The sequence below is a fragment of the Streptomyces sp. NPDC001443 genome (assembly GCF_053597355.1).
Genome location: NZ_JBSFIA010000060.1, coordinates 23,806 through 39,244, shown reverse-complemented (window position 1 = coordinate 39,244; position 15,439 = coordinate 23,806). Strand labels below are relative to the sequence as shown.

Sequence of the window (15,439 nt, the reverse complement as noted above, 5' to 3'; positions counted from 1 at the left end):
GTTTCCCTTTCCGGCGGTTCCGACTCTATCAGACTCTTTCGGGCCTGACTCCCAGTCAGCGGGCTTTGTCCTCGCGGCCGTTGGGCCGTTCCGACGAGTGAGACTTTAGCGGATTCCCGGCTCCCGAGCTAATCGGGGGCCCCGTCCTTTCGAACGCGGATTCCTCATTTCGCAAATACGCACGCCAATGAAACGACGCAGCCGGGCAGACATGCCGACCGGACGTCGAGTAGTGACTGGTACTTGCGAAGTGGTTGTCCGGGGACCGACCGGAGTCGGCGCTCACGTCGGACAACTCGGAGAACATTACGGATCGCGGCAGGGTGTGTCAACTTGCTGCCCCGAGGCCCCTCGGCCCGTACGCTGGGGGGCATGACTACGCGTACGTGCACCCAGCTCTGGTGGGCCGCCTGACGGCGGCCGTACGCACGTATGTACTCAACGGCCGCCGCCTCGGCGGCCGTTGGTGTTTCTCCCTCCAGAGGGGCGGCCGGCCGGGTGCGGCGGTCCCGATCAGGAGGTGACGAGATGAAGCGGGTCTTCAGCGGGATCAAGCCGACCGGGCATCTGACGCTGGGGAACTACCTGGGGGCCATGCGGCAGTGGGCCGCGGTCGACCAGCACCGGGCGGACGCGCTGTTCTGCGTCGTCGATCTGCACGCGCTGACCGTCGAGCACGATCCCGGCCGGGTACGACGGCTGAGCCGCCAGTCGGCGACCCTGTTGCTCGCGGCCGGGCTCGATCCCGAGTTGTGCACCGTATTCGTACAGAGCCATGTGGACGAGCACGCGCGGCTGTCGTACGTACTGGAATGCGTAGCCACCGACGGCGAGATGCGGCGGATGATCCAGTACCGGGAGAAGGCCGCGCGGGAACGGGAACGCGGCGGGAGTGTGCGGCTGTCACTGCTGACGTATCCGGTGCTGATGGCGGCGGACATCCTGGCGTACGGGACCGACGAGGTGCCGGTGGGCGACGACCAGGCGCAGCACGTCGAGCTGACCCGGGACCTGGCCGTGCGGTTCAACCAGCGGTACGGGCAGGCGTTCGTGGTGCCCAGGGCGACGCACCCGCCGGTGGCGGCGCGGGTCATGAACCTCCAGGACCCCACGTCGAAGATGGGCAAGAGCGAGGACGTCGGGCCGGGCATCGTCTATCTGCTCGACGAGCCGGACGCGGTGCGCAAGAAGGTCATGCGGGCGGTGACCGACAGCGGCCGGGACGTCGAGTACGACCGTGAGCGGCGGCCGGGGGTGGCGAATCTGCTGGAGATCCTCGCCGCCTGCACGCAGGGCGATCCCCGGGCACTGGCCGAGGACTACGACTCGTACGGTGCCCTGAAGAAGGACACCGCGGAGGCCGTGGTCGAGACGCTCCGGCCGCTTCAGGCCCGGCACAAGGAGCTGTGCTCGGACCCCTCCTATGTGGAGGGGGTGCTGCGGGACGGGGCGGAGCGGGCCCGGGCGATGGCCCGACCGGTCGTCGACGCCGCCTATCGCGCGATCGGGCTGCTGCCGCCGGTGTCGGAGGCGGTGGTGAACGCGGCCCGGTAGGCGCGCGGGCTGGTGGCGAGGCGCGACGCGAAGTGCTGGCGCATCGTGACCTCGCTGCCGAAACCGGCCCGGCGGGCGACCTCCGGCATGGGGAGGTCGGTGCGTTCGAGGAGTTTCTGGGCGGCGGCGATGCGCTGGTCGAGCAGCCAGCGCAACGGGGTGGTGCCGGTCTCGGCGGCGAAGTGACGGGCGAAGGACCGCGCCGACATCCCGGCGCGGGCGGCCAGGCCGGCGACCGTGAGCGGCTCGTGGAGATGGCGCAGGGCGTGTTCGCGGACGGCGGCGAGGGTGTCGGCGTCGCGGTCGGCGTGCGGGGTGGGGCGTTCGATGAACTGTGCCTGGGTGCCGGTGCGGAAGGGGGCCGTGACCATCGAGCGGGCGATGGTGGCGGCCGCTTCCGCGCCGTGGGCGGTACGGACGAGATGGAGGCAGAGGTCGATGCCCGCCGCGGTGCCGGCCGCGGTCCAGATGTTGTCGTCCTCGATGAAGAGGGCGTCGGGGACGACGGTGACGTGCGGATGGTGGGCGCGGAACTCGTCGATCAGGTTCCAGTGGGTGATGGCGCGGCGGCCGTCGAGCAGTCCGGCCTGGGCGAGGGTGAAGGCACCGCCGCACAGGGCGGCGAGGGTGGTGCCACGGGTGTGGGCGCGGCGCAGGGCGTCCAGGACGGGGGCGGGTGCCGGGGTGAGGTGGTCGTCGAGGCCGGGGATCACGATCAGGTCCGCGTGGTCCAGCCAGCCGAGGGTGCGGTCGGGCAGGAGGGACAGGCCGCCGCGCATCGGGACGGCGGTGGCGGTGTCGGCCGCGGCGCGGCGCAGGTCGAAGGCCGGGGCGCCGCGGTCGGTGCGGTCCGGGCCCCAGACCTCGGTGATCACGGAGACGTCGAAGGCCCGGATGCCGGGGAAGGCGACCAGGGCCACGCGGTAGCGGCGGCCGGCCGGGGCGGGGGCGCAGTCCCCGCCGTTCACGACATTCGCGCCGTCCCCGCCGTTCGAGCCGTCCGCGCTGCCGCTGGTGTCCGAGCTGTCCACACTGCCCACGGTGGCAGTAAACCATCGATCGCTGGCTTTTGTTCTGCTGGGGCGGAGGGGCGCGCGGCGGCAGGATCGTGGGCATGGACATCGCAGAGAACGCGGCACTGGTGGTCGTCGACGTACAGCGGGGCTTCGAGGAGACGGACTTCTGGGGGCCGCGCAACAACCCCGGGGCCGATGACAACATCGCGGCGCTCCTCGACACCTGGCAGTCGACCGGGCGGCCCGTCGTCTTCGTACGGCACGACTCGGTGAACCCGCGCTCGCCGTTGCGGGCGGGACACGAGGGGAACGACTTCAAGGAGTACGTGACCCAGCGGCGCGGGAAGGGCTCCGGGGCGGAACTGCTGATCACGAAGACGGTGAACTCTGCGTTCCTCGGGACGCCGGGTCTGGACGCCTGGCTGAAGGCGGAGGGGATCACGCAGATCGTCGTGGCCGGGATCCAGACCAACATGTGTGTGGAGACGACGGCACGGATGGGCGGGAACCTCGGGTACGAGGTGGTGGTCGCGTACGACGCGACGTACACCTTCGACCTCGAAGGGCCGTTCGGCTGGCGGCGCGAGGCGGAGGAACTCGCGCGGGCGGCGGCGGTGTCGCTGCACGGGGGCGGGTTCGCCCGGGTGGTGACCACGCGGGAGGTCGTCGGCGCGGTGGAGTGAGCGGGCGGTGAACCGCCCGGCCGCCGCCCGGTACGGGGTGGTGGCCGGGCGGCGGGGTGGGTCGGTGTGGGTCAGTTGTTGCCGGAGGCCAGTTCGCGGCTGCGGTCGCGGGCGGCTTCGAGGGCGGCGATCAGGGCGGCCCGTACGCCGTGGTTCTCGAGTTCGCGGATGGCGCTGATGGTGGTGCCGGCGGGCGAGGTGACGTTCTCGCGGAGCTTGACCGGGTGTTCGCCGCTGTCGCGGAGCATGGTCGCGGCACCGATCGCGGACTGGACGATCAGGTCGTGGGCCTTGTCGCGGGGCAGGCCGAGGAGGATCCCGGCGTCGGTCATCGCCTCGACCAGATAGAAGAAGTACGCCGGGCCCGAGCCCGAGAGGGCGGTGCAGGCGTCCTGCTGCGACTCGGGGACGCGCAGGGTCTTGCCGACCGCTCCGAAGATCGCTTCGGCGTGGCTGACGTGATCGGCGGTGGCGTGGGCTCCGGCGGAGATGACGGACATCGCCTCGTCGACCAGGGCGGGCGTGTTCGTCATGACCCGGACCACGGGGGTGCCGGCGGTGAGGCGGTCCTCGACGAAGGCGGTGGTGATGCCGGCGGCTCCGCTGATGACCAGGCGGTCGGCGGGGACGTGCGGGGCGAGCTCGTCGAGGAGGGTACCCATGTCCTGCGGTTTGACGGTCAGGATCAGGGTGTCGGCGGTCTTGGCGGCCTCCGCGTTGCTGACCGGGACGACTCCGTAGCGGGTGCGGAGTTCTTCGGCTCGTTCCGGGCGGCGGGCGGTGACCAGGAGGTCGGACGGGGCCCAGCCGCCGCGGATCATTCCGCTGAGCAGTGCTTCGCCGATCTTGCCGGTGCCGAGGACCGCGACTTTCTGGATCATGGCTGAGGTGCCCTCCGAGGGGTGCGTCGTCCGGGCTCATCCTCGCATCAGGGGAGGCGGGCGCGGGTGGGGTGTCCGGTGGGCGGACGTGGGTGTCGGGGCGCGGTACGGGGGCGTGCGCCGGGGCGCGTGTCCGCCGTGGCGCGTCCGCGGGATCGGCGTGGTGCGTCCGCGGGTCAGGTGGTGCGGCGGCGCAGGGTGGCCGCCCCCAGGCCGAGGACCAGCAGGGCGCAGCCGGCCACGATCAGTACGTCCCGTACGAAGGTGGCCGTCATGTCGGTGTGCCTGAGCACCTCGTTCATGCCGTCGACCGCGTAAGACATCGGCAGCACGTCGGAGATGGCCTCCAGGACCGGGTGCATCTGGTCGCGCGGGGTGAACAGACCGCACAGCAGGAGCTGCGGGAAGATCACCGCGGGCATGAACTGGACCGCCTGGAACTCCGAGGCGGCGAAGGCCGAGACGAACAGGCCGAGGGCGGTGCCCAGGAGCGCGTCCAGCAGGGCCACCAGGAGCAGCAGCCACGGGGAGCCGGTGACGTCCAGGCCCAGGAGCCAGACGGCGAGGCCCGTGGCCAGGGCGGACTGGACGATCGCGAGGCCGCCGAAGGCCAGGGCGTAACCCCCGATCAGGTCGCCCTTGCCGAGGGGCATGGCGAGGAGTCGTTCGAGGGTGCCCGAGGTGCGTTCGCGCAGTGTGGCGATGGACGTGACCAGGAACATCGTGATCAGCGGGAAGATCCCGAGCAGGGACGCGCCGATGTTGTCGAAGGTGTGCGGGCTGCCGTCGAAGACGTAGCGCAGCAGGACCAGCATCAGGCAGGGGACGAGGATCAGCAGCGCGATGGTGCGCGGGTCGTGGCGGAGCTGGCGCAGGACGCGGGCCGCGGTGGCCGTGGTGCGGGAGAGGTTCAGGGCGGCGGCGGGGGCGGGTGCGGTCGTGCTCATCGGGCTGTCTCCTTCGTGTGGTCGGCCGCGACGGCCTCGTCCACCAGGTGCAGGAAGGCCGCCTCGACCGTGTCGGAGCCGGTGCGGGTGCGCAGGGCGTCGGGGCTGTCGTCGGCGAGGATCTCGCCCTCGCGCATGAGCAGCAGCCGGTGGCAGCGCTCGGCCTCGTCCATGACGTGGGAGGAGACGAGGAGGGTGGCGCCGCGGTCCGCGGCGATGCGGTGGAAGAGGTTCCACAGGTCGCGGCGCAGGACCGGGTCGAGGCCGACCGTCGGCTCGTCCAGGACCAGGAGTTCGGGGGCGCCGAGGAGGGCGACCGCGAGGGAGACGCGGTTGCGCTGGCCGCCGGAGAGGTTGCCGGCCAGGGCGTCGGCGTGGCTCGCGAGGTCGACGTCGGCGATGGCCCGGGTGACGTCGTCCCGGCGGCGGGCGGCGGCGGCTCGGCCCGGGTCGAGGATCGCGGCGAAGTAGTCGAGGTTCTGGCGGACCGTCAGGTCGTCGTAGACGGACGCGGCCTGGGTGACGTAGCCGATGCGGGTGCGCAGGGCGGGGTGGCCCGCGGGGCGGCCCAGGACCTCCAGGGTGCCGGTGACCTTGGCCTGGGTGCCGACGATCGCACGCATGAGCGTCGACTTGCCGCATCCGGAGGGGCCGAGCAGGCCGGTGATCTGGCCGCGCGGGACGGTGAAGCCGAGGCCGCGCAGGACGGACCGGGAGCCGCGCAGGACGGTGAGGGCCTCGGCGCGGATCGCGGGCGGAGCGGGGGCGCCCGCGGCGGGAGAGGTGGCGGTCCCGGTGGCGGGAGAGGTGGCGGTCCCGGTGGCGGGAGAGGTGACGGTCTCCCCGGGGTCCGGCAAGTAATTCATCATGTGATGAATAATTCTCCGGAGCGGCTGCGTCGTCAAGAGGGTGCGCGAAGCGGCGCAGGCGCGCGACGGTGGGATTGGAGGCAGGGCGTCCGGTTCCAGCGCCTCTGTGTTCACCGGCTGCACACACGGATCGGCCCCACGGCGGGCGTCCGTTTCCGACAATGGAATTCAGTTCGCCGAGTCCTCCCCCGGTTCGGCGCCCACGCGTCTCCCGCTGTCGACCGGAGGTGCTGCTGTCATGCGCTGTGGCGTACGCAAGGCCGATCTGCTCGCTTCACTCGTCGTGTTCCTCGTCGCTCTGCCGCTGTGCGTGGGCGTCGCCGTCGCTTCCGGTGTACCGGCCGAACTGGGCCTGGTCACCGGGATCGTCGGCGGCCTGGTCGCCGGGGCGCTGCCCGGCAGCAGCCTCCAGGTGAGCGGTCCGGCGGCGGGGCTGACCGTGCTCGTGTACGAGGCCGTGCGGACGTACGGCCTCGAAGCGCTCGGGGTCCTGGTGTGCGCGGCCGGCCTGGTGCAGCTCGCCCTGGGCGCGCTGCGGCTCGGGCGGTGGTTCCGGGCCGTGTCCGTGGCCGTCGTGCAGGGGATGCTCGCCGGGATCGGGCTGGTGCTGATCGCCGGGCAGGTCTACGCCCTCGGGGACGTGGCCGCCCCGGGGGACGGACTCGGCAAGCTCGCCGGACTGGTGTCGCTGCCCGGCCGGACGGACCCGGTGGCGTTGTCGGTGGGCGGTGCCACCATGGCCGTACTGCTGCTGTGGCCGCGTTGGCGGCGAGGGGCGCCGCTGGTGCCCGCGCCGCTGGTCGCGGTGGGGCTGGCGGCGGCGGTGACCGGGGTGTTCGACCTGGAGGTGCGGCGGGTCGAGATCCAAGGGCTGCTGGACGTCGTACAGGTGCCGCCGCCGTCGGAGTTCGGGCGGCTGACGGAAGTGGGGGTGCTCGGCACCGTCGTGGCCTTCGCGCTGATCGCGTCCGCGGAGTCGCTGTTCAGCGCGGCGGCGGTGGACCGGCTGCACACGGGACCGCGTACGGACTACGACCGGGAGCTGATGGCGCAGGGCGCGGGCAACACCCTGTGCGGGCTGCTGGGGGCGCTGCCGATGACGGCGGTGATCGTGCGCAGCGCGGCGAACGTGCGGGCCGGGGCGCGGACCAAGGCCTCCCGGGTGCTGCACGGGGTGTGGCTGCTGCTGTTCACCGCCGTGCTGCCCGGGGCGCTCGGGGTGATCCCGGTGGCGGCGCTGGCCGGGCTGCTGGTGCACGCCGGGTGCAAGCTCGTGCCGGTGCGCGAGGTGCGGGGGCTGTGGCGCGGGCACCGCGGGGAGGTGGTGGTGCTCGGGGTGACGGCGGCCGCGATCGTCGTCGGGAACCTGCTGGAGGGCGTGCTGGTCGGGCTCGCGCTGGCCGTCGCCAAGACGGCGTGGGAGACCAGCCATGTGCATGTGGAGACGGAGGACCTCGGGGCGGCCGGTCTCGTCGTACGGGTGCTGGGACATGCGACGTTCCTGCGGCTGCCGAAGCTGCTGGACGCCTTGGAGGCGCTGCCGCGGGACCGGGAGATCCGGCTGGAACTGGGCGGTCTGCGGCACCTGGACCATGCCTGCGCGGCGGCCCTGGAGGGGTGGGCCGCCGCGCGACAGGACCGTCAGGGCGTGGCGACGATCAGCAGGACGTCGTAGACCTCCTCGACCAGGCCGGCCGGGAAGATCTCCAGCAGGTGCTCGCGCTCACGGGCGAGGAAGGCGTCGGCCGCCGACTCGCCGTGCACGAGGAAGAGCGAGTGACTGCCGAGGTTGGCGAGGTGGGTGTCGAGCGGGACCGTGCGGCTCCAGCGGACCGTGCGCCGCGCGTGCTCCGGGACGGCCGGCACCCCCTCGAAGACGCGCGGAGCCGTATAGCCGGGCGAGCCCTGCCGGTTGTCGTACGCGCTGCCGAAGTGGCGCCCGATGCGCCGCGCCTGCTCGGTGATCCACGGCACGTCGTGCGGGTCCGTGTTCCACCACAGCGCCAGCGCTCCGCCGGGCCGCAGCACGCGCGCGGCCTCGGGAAGCGAGTGCGCGGGGTCCGTCCAGTGCCAGGCCTGGGCGTAGGTGAGCAGGTCGAGGGAGGAGGTGGCGAGGGGGAGCGCGTTGCCGTTCCCGCGCACGAGGGGGACGTCGGGGAGGGTGCGGCGGAACTGGGCCGCCATGCCGTCCCCGGGCTCCACCGCGATCACCTCGGCGCCGCGGGCGCGCAGCAGGGCGGTGGCGATGCCGGTGCCGGCGCCCATGTCCGCGACCCGGGCGCCCAGCAGTGGGCGGCCCGTGAGGTCCTCGATCGCGTCGAAGAGGGCGGGCGGGTAGCCGGGGCGGTTCGCCGCGTACCGGGCCGCGGCGGCGTTGAAGGAGTGGGCCCGGTCGGCAGGAGAGCAGGCGGTCATGCCGTCATGCTTGCGCCGGCGGCCGGGGAGTACACGCGATTCGGCCGCCGGCTCAGGACGTCCGGGGTGCGTGCGGCGGCCGATGCCCACCCGGCTCCGTGCGTCCCGGGACGCACGGAGCCGGGTGGGCCGGGGCGCGAGGTGTGGCGCTCGGCCCGAGCGGTCAGCGGCGGCGCTTCTTCGACGGGTTGCCGGTGCGGCGGGTCGAGCGCTTCTCGTACGCCTGCCGGGCCGCCTCGTACTCCTCGCGGTGGAGCACCTCGCCGGGAGCCTCGGTGAGGGAGCGGAAGAAGTAGGCGAGGAGTGAGCCGACGAAGCCGATGGCCAGCAGGCCGCGCAGGGAGGCCAGCCGGTCGACGTCGGGACGCTTGCGGAAGCCCTCCCAGGTGTGACCGAAGGCCAGCGCGCTGCAGATCGCGAACATCACGACCACGAGCACCATGACGAAGCTGCCGACGTCGGCGATCTGAAGTCCCTGGTAGGCGAAGCGCAGGACCAGACAGGAGACCGCCGCCGCGGCGAGCGAGCCGACGGCCACGCCGATACGCCGCAGCCGGTAGCCGTCGTCGTGGTTCACCCAGGTCGTGCCGAAGAAACGGAGGGGCTCGGGGCGGGGTCCGCCGCCCTGGGAACCCCCGGGGCCGGGCGGCGTGTCGGTGTTGTCGGTCACTCTTTGATTATGGCTGGGGCGACCACGGACTTCTTGGCGGGATCAGGAGCAGCGCGGGCGGATGTAGCCGTCGCTGCCCGTGTGCACATACGCGTCCGAGACGAACTCGCCGTCGTCGACGTTGTCCCAGATGTTCGACGTGCCGTACGGACCCGTGACCGAGGTGCCCGGCGTCTGGCAGAAGACGACGACCTTGGAGCCCTCGGCCAGGACACGGACGATGCCGTAGCTCGTGCCGGGACCGCTGCGGACGTTGAGCCGGACGCCCGGCGCGATCGAGTAGTACGTCAGCCCCGCGGCGAGAGCCTGCGCCCCGGCTGCGCCCGCCGCCTCTTCGGCATGCTCGACAGACATGAAATTCCTCCCCCGTTGCGCCCCATGACTGCCATGGGGCCCCGTTGATTCCCCCGAATCGCGCCACGAAACACGCGTACGCGAAATCGCACACGAAGGCTAGCAAGCCGTCTCTGCATCGAACGGGCCATCGACTAGGCTCCGTCCGTCGCGCGCACGGAAGAACAGCACGGGGGTGGCTCCATGGCGCCGCAGCACAACATCGGAGCGGGCGCGGAAGCGGAACTTCCCGAATACGCCGGGCACTACGCGCTGGAGGCCCGGCTGGGCTCCGGCGGCATGGGCGTGGTGCACCTGGCGAGAAGCACCTCCGGACTGAAGCTCGCGGTCAAGGTCGTGCACGCCCAGTTCGCCAAGGACCCGGAGTTCAGGGGGCGGTTCCGGCAGGAGGTGGCTGCCGCGCGACGGGTCAGCGGTGCCTTCACCGCATCCGTCGTCGATGCCGACCCGGAGGCCGGACGCCCCTGGATGGCGACCCTGTTCATCCCCGGGCCGACCCTCTCCGACCAGGTGAAGCGGAACGGCCCCATGGAGCCTGCCCAGTTGCGTCGGCTGATGGCCGGACTGGCCGAGGCGCTGCGCGACATCCACCGGGTCGGCGTGGTGCACCGGGACCTGAAGCCCAGCAACGTACTGCTCGCCGAGGACGGGCCGAAGGTCATCGACTTCGGCATCTCCCGGCCGACGGACAGCGAACTGCGCACCGAGACGGGGAAGTTGATCGGAACGCCGCCGTTCATGGCGCCCGAGCAGTTCCGGCGGCCGCGGGAGGTGGGGCCCGCGGCCGACATCTTCGCGCTCGGGTCCGTGATGGTGCACGCGGCGACGGGGCGCGGGCCGTTCGACTCCGACAGCCCGTACGTCGTCGCCTACCAGGTCGTGCACGACGAACCCGACCTGACCGGCGTACCGGAGAACCTCGCGCCGCTGGTGCTGCGCTGTCTCGCGAAGGAGCCGGAGGACCGGCCCACACCGGACGAACTGATGCGGGAACTGCGGTCGGTGGCGGCCTCGTACGACACGCAGGCCTTCATCCCGGCCCAGCGGACCGGCGGCACGAGCGCGCCCCACACCGAAGAACCGGCCCGGCGCTCCGCCGGGCGCAGGGGCAGGGCGACAGCTCTCGGCGCCGGAGCGCTCGGCCTCACCGTGCTCGGCGCGCTGGTCTCGGCACACCTCCTCGGCGGCGGGAGCGGAACAGCGGGAAGCGCCACCTCGCCCACCGCGTCCGCGAGGTTCGACGGATGGCGGGCGGCACCCGTGTCCGGGACGGGCACCCCCCAATGCTCCTACGGCGCGGACAAGTTGCTCTGCGCGCAGCCCGGTGTGGTCTTCGCGCTCGATCCGTCCGACGGACACCGGCTGTGGCGGCACGCCGTGGCCGGAAGGCGCGTGAGCGGACCGCCGGTGCCGGCGGGCGGTCTCGTACAGCCCGCGCCGGGCGAGGACGGGCGGTTGGAGGCGCTCGATCCCGCCTCGGGCCGGGCCTCCTGGCAGCGGGACCTGCCCGCGCGCAGCGTGCTGGCGCGTGTCGGGGACATGCTCCTGGTCACCCGTGCCGACGGGACGGTCACCGGTGTGGACGGCTCCTCGGGCGACACGAAGTGGAGCCGCCGGATACCGGGCCAGAGCGTGCCGGGCTTCTCCGCGTTCGACGGTGACCCCCTGGCGTACGCGGCGACCCCGTCCGACGACCAGACGACCACGCGGGTCACCACCGTGGACCCCGGCACGGGCGAGGTGCGGTGGGAGGCACGGCTCAAGGGCTCGCTGAAGGTGGTCGGCTCGGCCGACGGGTCCGTCTTCCTGCTCTCCCTCGACGCGGTGTACGGGTACGCGACAACCGTGGTCCGCTACACCCCTGCCACCGGTGCGTCGCGACGGGTGGCACTCACCACCCCGCTCGACCAGGCCCACGCCACCGTGCGCGGGAGCCTCGTCCACCTCATGGCCTCGGGTGGCTCGCTGGTGACCGTCGACATGAACGCGCAAAAGCAGCTGTGGCGGCTGGAGACGGGCGCGTTCCGGGGTTCGGAGCCGGTCTCCGACGGCCGTCACGTGTACGTCACCACCCTCGACGGACGTCTGCTCGCCGTCGACGCCCGCACCGGCCGGCTGCTCGGGCAGACCCAGCCACGGCTGGCCGCGAACTCCGACCACGTCGCCGCCGCCCTTCCCCGGCCGGTCGTCGCCGGTCACCGGGTCTACGCCGCCGCCCCCGACGGCACCGTCTTCGCCGTGGACGCCCGGCGTCCCGCGGACTGGTGACATGCGACAGGGGCCGCCTCCGAGGAGACGGCCCCTGTTCCCACCCTGGAGGACGTCAGCCCAGCTTGCTGACGTCGCGGACGGCGCCCTTGTCCGCGCTGGTCGCCATCGCCGCGTAGGCGCGCAGCGCCGCGGACACCTTGCGCTCCCGCTTCTTCGGCGCGTACACGCCGCCGAGGGCCTGCTCGCGGCGGGCCAGCTCCGCGTCGTCGACCAGCAGGTCGATGGTGCGGTTCGGGATGTCGATACGGATCCGGTCGCCGTCCTCGACGAGAGCGATCGTGCCGCCGGACGCGGCCTCCGGGGAGGCGTGGCCGATGGACAGTCCGGAGGTGCCGCCGGAGAAGCGGCCGTCCGTGATCAGGGCGCAGGTCTTGCCCAGGCCGCGGCCCTTGAGGAAGGAGGTCGGGTAGAGCATCTCCTGCATACCGGGGCCGCCCTTGGGACCCTCGTAGCGGATGACGACGACGTCGCCGTCGGTGACCTGCTTGTTGAGGATCTTCTCGACGGCCTCCTCCTGGGACTCGCAGACCACCGCGGGGCCCTCGAAGGTCCAGATCGACTCGTCGACGCCGGCCGTCTTCACCACGCAGCCGTCGACCGCCAGGTTGCCCTTGAGGACCGCGAGACCGCCGTCCTTGGAGTACGCGTGCTCGGCGGAGCGGATGCAGCCGTTCTCGGCGTCCACGTCGAGCGCCTCCCAGCGCTCCGACTGGGAGAAGGCCTCGGCGGAGCGGACGCAGCCGGGGGCCGCGTGCCACAGTTCCACCGCCTCGGCGGACGGGGAGCCGCCGCGCACGTCCCAGGTCTTCAGCCAGTCGGCCAGGGACGGGCTGTGCACCGAGTACACGTCCTCGTTGAGCAGACCGGCGCGGTGCAGTTCGCCGAGGAGGGCGGGGATGCCGCCGGCGCGGTGCACGTCCTCCATGTAGTACGTGCGGTCCTTGGCGACGTTCGGGGCGACCTTCGCCAGGCACGGGACGCGGCGCGAGACCTCGTTGATCTCCTCCAGACCGAACGGGACGCCCGCCTCCTGGGCGGCGGCCAGCAGGTGCAGGATCGTGTTGGTCGAGCCGCCCATCGCGATGTCGAGCGCCATGGCGTTCTGGAAGGCGGCGAAGCTCGCGACGGCGCGGGGCAGGACGGTCTCGTCGTCCTGCTCGTAGTAGCGGCGGGTGATGTCCATGACCGTGCGGGCGGCGTTCTCGTAGAGCGCCCTGCGGGCCGTGTGGGTGGCCAGGACCGAGCCGTTGCCGGGGAGGGAGAGGCCGATGGCCTCGGTCAGGCAGTTCATCGAGTTGGCGGTGAACATGCCGGAACAGCTGCCGCAGGTCGGACAGGCGTTCTCCTCGATACGGAGGATGTCCTCGTCCGAGATCTTGTCGTTCACGGCGTCGGAGATCGCGTCGACCAGGTCGAGCGTGCGGACCGTGCCGTCGACGAGGGTGGCGCGGCCGGACTCCATCGGGCCGCCGGAGACGAAGACCGTCGGGATGTTCAGGCGCAGCGCCGCCATCAGCATGCCGGGCGTGATCTTGTCGCAGTTGGAGATGCAGATCAGGGCGTCGGCGCAGTGCGCCTCGACCATGTACTCCACGCTGTCCGCGATCAGGTCGCGGGAGGGCAGGGAGTAGAGCATTCCGCCGTGGCCCATCGCGATGCCGTCGTCGACGGCGATCGTGTTGAACTCGCGGGCGATGCCGCCGGCCTCGCGGATGGCCTCGCTGACGATCCGGCCGACCGGCTGGAGGTGGGTGTGACCGGGGACGAACTCGGTGAAGCTGTTGGCGACGGCGATGATCGGCTTGCGGCCGATGTCCGCACCGGGTACACCGGAGGCGCGCATAAGGGCGCGGGCGCCCGCCATGTTGCGGCCGTGGGTGACTGTGCGGGACCTCAGCTCGGGCATCGCGCTCGCTCCTTCAGAGACTGCGATCAGAGACTTCTGACTGCTGACGAGCGTACGCCGGTCATCCAGGGGTCGGGACGGTGTGTCCGCAATACGGGACACATGTCTCACTCTCACGTACGGCGTCACGGTCCCGTCGACGTCACAGCCCGGTCGGCGTCACGGCTCCGTCGACGTCACAGCCCCGTGAGGTGTGCCTGCACCACAGGTGCCACGCGCGCGACGACCTGCTCCAGGTCCGCCGACGCCAGCGGCTCCACTTTGATCACATAGCGCAGCATCGCGCAGCCCACGAGCTGGGCGGCCGCGAGCTCGGCGCGCAGTTCCGCGTCCGGCAGGTCGAGCCGGCCGGCGATCCGGCCCAGCAGCTGGGAGACGACCAGGCGGCGGAAGACGGCGGCCGCGGTCTCGTTGTTGACGGCGGAACGGACGATCGCCAGCAGGGGCGTACGGGTGGCGGGGTTCTCCCAGACGCCGAACATGAAGCGGGTCAGGCGTTCGCCCACCTCGTCCGGCGGGCCTTCGGCCACTGCCGCCGGCCCGTTCAGCACGGGTCCGGCGGCGACCTCGATCGCGGCCTCGAAGACCTGCTCCTTGGTGCCGAAGTAGTGGTGCACGAGGGCCGGGTCCACGCCCGCCGCCTTGGCGATGCCGCGTACGGACGTCTTCTCGTAGCCGCGCTCGGAGAACTCCTCGCGGGCGGCGCCCAGGATGCGCTCGCGGGTGTCCGCGGACTCCGCGCGCGGGGGACGGCCGCGCCTGCGGGCGATCGGTCCGGTCACGGCCGGTGCGCCTTCGCCGCCGACGCCAGGTGCAGACGCGTGAAGGCCAGTGCCTCCGCCAGATCGGCCTCCCGCTCGGCGCTGGACATGGCCCGGCGGGTGTTCACCTCGATGACGACATGCCCGTCGAAGCCGGTCCGGGCGAGGCGCTCCAGCAGCTCGGCGCAGGGCTGGGTGCCACGGCCGGGGACCAGGTGCTCGTCCTTGCCGGAGCCGCTGCCGTCGGCCAGGTGGACATGGCCGAGGCGGTCGCCCATGCGGTCGATCATCTGGACCGCGTCGGTCCGGGCGGTGGCGGTGTGGCTGAGGTCGATCGTGAAGTGGCGGTAGTCGTCCTTCGTGACGTCCCAGTCGGGGGCGTACGCCGGCATCTCGCGGTCGCGATAGCGCCAGGGGTACATGTTCTCGACGGCGAACCGCACATCCGTCTCGTTCGCCATCCGCCAGATCCCGGCGACGAAGTCGCGCGCGTACTGCCGCTGCCAGCGGAACGGCGGGTGTACGACGACGGTGCTCGCGCCGAGCTTCTCGGCGGCCGCACGGGCGCGCTGGAGCTTGACCCAGGGGTCGGTGGACCACACCCGCTGGGTGATGAGCAGGCAGGGGGCGTGCACGGCGAGGATCGGGATGCGGTGGTGGTCGCTGAGCCGGCGCAGCGCCTCGATGTCCTGACTGACCGGATCGTTCCAGACCATGACCTCGACACCGTCGTAGCCGAGGCGCGCGGCGACCTCGAAGGCCGTAGCCGTCGACTCCGGATAGACGGAGGCCGTCGACAGCGCGACCTTCGCGTCCGGGATGCGCACGACTGGTTCTGCCACGAGGGACAGCGTACGGGGCCTCGGATCACGCCGGAGGGCGCGGGACGGCGGGCGGGTACGGCGACCGGCCTTTACCGGCCTCCCGCCGCGGCCTCCCGCAACGGCTCCGGCACCGGCCCTGCGCCGACCCTGCACCGGCACCGGCACGGCCTCCCGGGCCCGCCCGTGCACGTGATGACGCGGGCCGGGCCGACGGCCGCACCGTCCGCGCCTCCCCCTGCCCGCCCACGTGCGGGACGCGGCCCCCGGCCCTGTCCGCCCGCCCCCGTG

General features: G+C 72.3%; 14 protein-coding genes. 4 read left to right on the top strand and 10 right to left on the bottom strand.

The features are described 5' to 3' along the window. Positions 1-528 precede the first annotated feature (528 nt). Complete coding sequence (trpS, locus tag ACWC24_RS38630; RefSeq protein WP_450667588.1) at positions 529-1,554, top strand: tryptophan--tRNA ligase; 1,026 nt, start codon at positions 529-531, stop codon at positions 1,552-1,554. Here trpS and ACWC24_RS38625 read toward each other — a convergent pair. Then, the gene (locus tag ACWC24_RS38625) at positions 1,494-2,474 is read right to left on the bottom strand and encodes a GlxA family transcriptional regulator (RefSeq protein WP_450667590.1); all 981 of its coding nucleotides are present in this window, start codon (positions 2,472-2,474) and stop codon (positions 1,494-1,496) included. The two genes, trpS and ACWC24_RS38625, sit on opposite strands and share 61 nt — an antisense overlap. Positions 2,475-2,668: 194 nt before the next feature. Here ACWC24_RS38625 and ACWC24_RS38620 point away from each other — a divergent pair, with 194 nt between their 5' ends. Next, positions 2,669-3,253, top strand: a complete 585-nt coding sequence (locus ACWC24_RS38620) for a cysteine hydrolase family protein (protein ID WP_450667587.1) — start codon at positions 2,669-2,671, stop codon at positions 3,251-3,253. A gap of 71 nt (positions 3,254-3,324) precedes the next feature. Here ACWC24_RS38620 and proC read toward each other — a convergent pair whose 3' ends face one another. From proC to ACWC24_RS38605, 3 genes are all read right to left on the bottom strand, one after another. Continuing rightward, positions 3,325-4,134, bottom strand: coding sequence for a pyrroline-5-carboxylate reductase (proC, locus tag ACWC24_RS38615; protein ID WP_152895424.1), 810 nt, complete (start codon positions 4,132-4,134; stop codon positions 3,325-3,327). A gap of 176 nt (positions 4,135-4,310) precedes the next feature. Then, the gene (locus tag ACWC24_RS38610) at positions 4,311-5,081 is read right to left on the bottom strand and encodes an ABC transporter permease (RefSeq protein WP_450667586.1); all 771 of its coding nucleotides are present in this window, start codon (positions 5,079-5,081) and stop codon (positions 4,311-4,313) included. Beyond that, the gene (locus ACWC24_RS38605) at positions 5,078-5,950 is read right to left on the bottom strand and encodes an ABC transporter ATP-binding protein (RefSeq protein WP_450667585.1); all 873 of its coding nucleotides are present in this window, start codon (positions 5,948-5,950) and stop codon (positions 5,078-5,080) included. The genes ACWC24_RS38610 and ACWC24_RS38605 overlap by 4 nt, the downstream gene beginning before the upstream one ends. A 238-nt stretch (positions 5,951-6,188) precedes the next feature. On the opposite strand from ACWC24_RS38605, the gene ACWC24_RS38600 reads away from it, so the two are divergent. After that, entirely contained in the window at positions 6,189-7,625 is a 1,437-nt protein-coding gene (locus tag ACWC24_RS38600; protein WP_450667584.1) for a SulP family inorganic anion transporter, read from the top strand. Here the strand turns inward: ACWC24_RS38600 and ACWC24_RS38595 are convergent. From ACWC24_RS38595 to ACWC24_RS38585, 3 genes are all read right to left on the bottom strand, one after another. Then, positions 7,592-8,365 (bottom strand): class I SAM-dependent methyltransferase, encoded by a 774-nt coding sequence (locus ACWC24_RS38595; protein WP_450667583.1) that lies wholly within the window; start codon positions 8,363-8,365, stop codon positions 7,592-7,594. The genes ACWC24_RS38600 and ACWC24_RS38595 overlap by 34 nt on opposite strands. 163 nt (positions 8,366-8,528) lie before the next feature. Then, complete coding sequence (locus ACWC24_RS38590; protein ID WP_450667582.1) at positions 8,529-9,035, bottom strand: EamA/RhaT family transporter; 507 nt, start codon at positions 9,033-9,035, stop codon at positions 8,529-8,531. Positions 9,036-9,077: 42 nt separating this feature from the next. After that, positions 9,078-9,389, bottom strand: coding sequence for an SH3 domain-containing protein (locus tag ACWC24_RS38585; RefSeq protein ID WP_450667581.1), 312 nt, complete (start codon positions 9,387-9,389; stop codon positions 9,078-9,080). 183 nt (positions 9,390-9,572) lie between these two features. Here ACWC24_RS38585 and ACWC24_RS38580 point away from each other — a divergent pair, with 183 nt between their 5' ends. Then, positions 9,573-11,657: a serine/threonine-protein kinase gene (locus ACWC24_RS38580; RefSeq protein WP_450667580.1), complete on the top strand. Its 2,085-nt coding sequence runs from the start codon at positions 9,573-9,575 to the stop codon at positions 11,655-11,657. 55 nt (positions 11,658-11,712) lie between these two features. Here ACWC24_RS38580 and ilvD read toward each other — a convergent pair whose 3' ends face one another. The 3 genes from ilvD to ACWC24_RS38565 all read right to left on the bottom strand — a co-directional run bounded on the left by ilvD (position 11,713) and on the right by ACWC24_RS38565 (position 15,169). Further along, positions 11,713-13,566 (bottom strand): dihydroxy-acid dehydratase, encoded by a 1,854-nt coding sequence (gene ilvD, locus ACWC24_RS38575; protein ID WP_351607915.1) that lies wholly within the window; start codon positions 13,564-13,566, stop codon positions 11,713-11,715. Positions 13,567-13,742: 176 nt separating this feature from the next. Next, positions 13,743-14,348 carry a TetR/AcrR family transcriptional regulator gene (locus ACWC24_RS38570; protein WP_450667579.1) on the bottom strand — a complete coding sequence of 202 codons (606 nt, stop codon included), beginning with the start codon at positions 14,346-14,348 and terminating at the stop codon, positions 13,743-13,745. Further along, positions 14,345-15,169 carry a sugar phosphate isomerase/epimerase family protein gene (locus ACWC24_RS38565; RefSeq protein WP_450667578.1) on the bottom strand — a complete coding sequence of 275 codons (825 nt, stop codon included), beginning with the start codon at positions 15,167-15,169 and terminating at the stop codon, positions 14,345-14,347. Before ACWC24_RS38565 ends, ACWC24_RS38570 begins: the two co-directional genes overlap by 4 nt. Positions 15,170-15,439 lie beyond the last annotated feature (270 nt).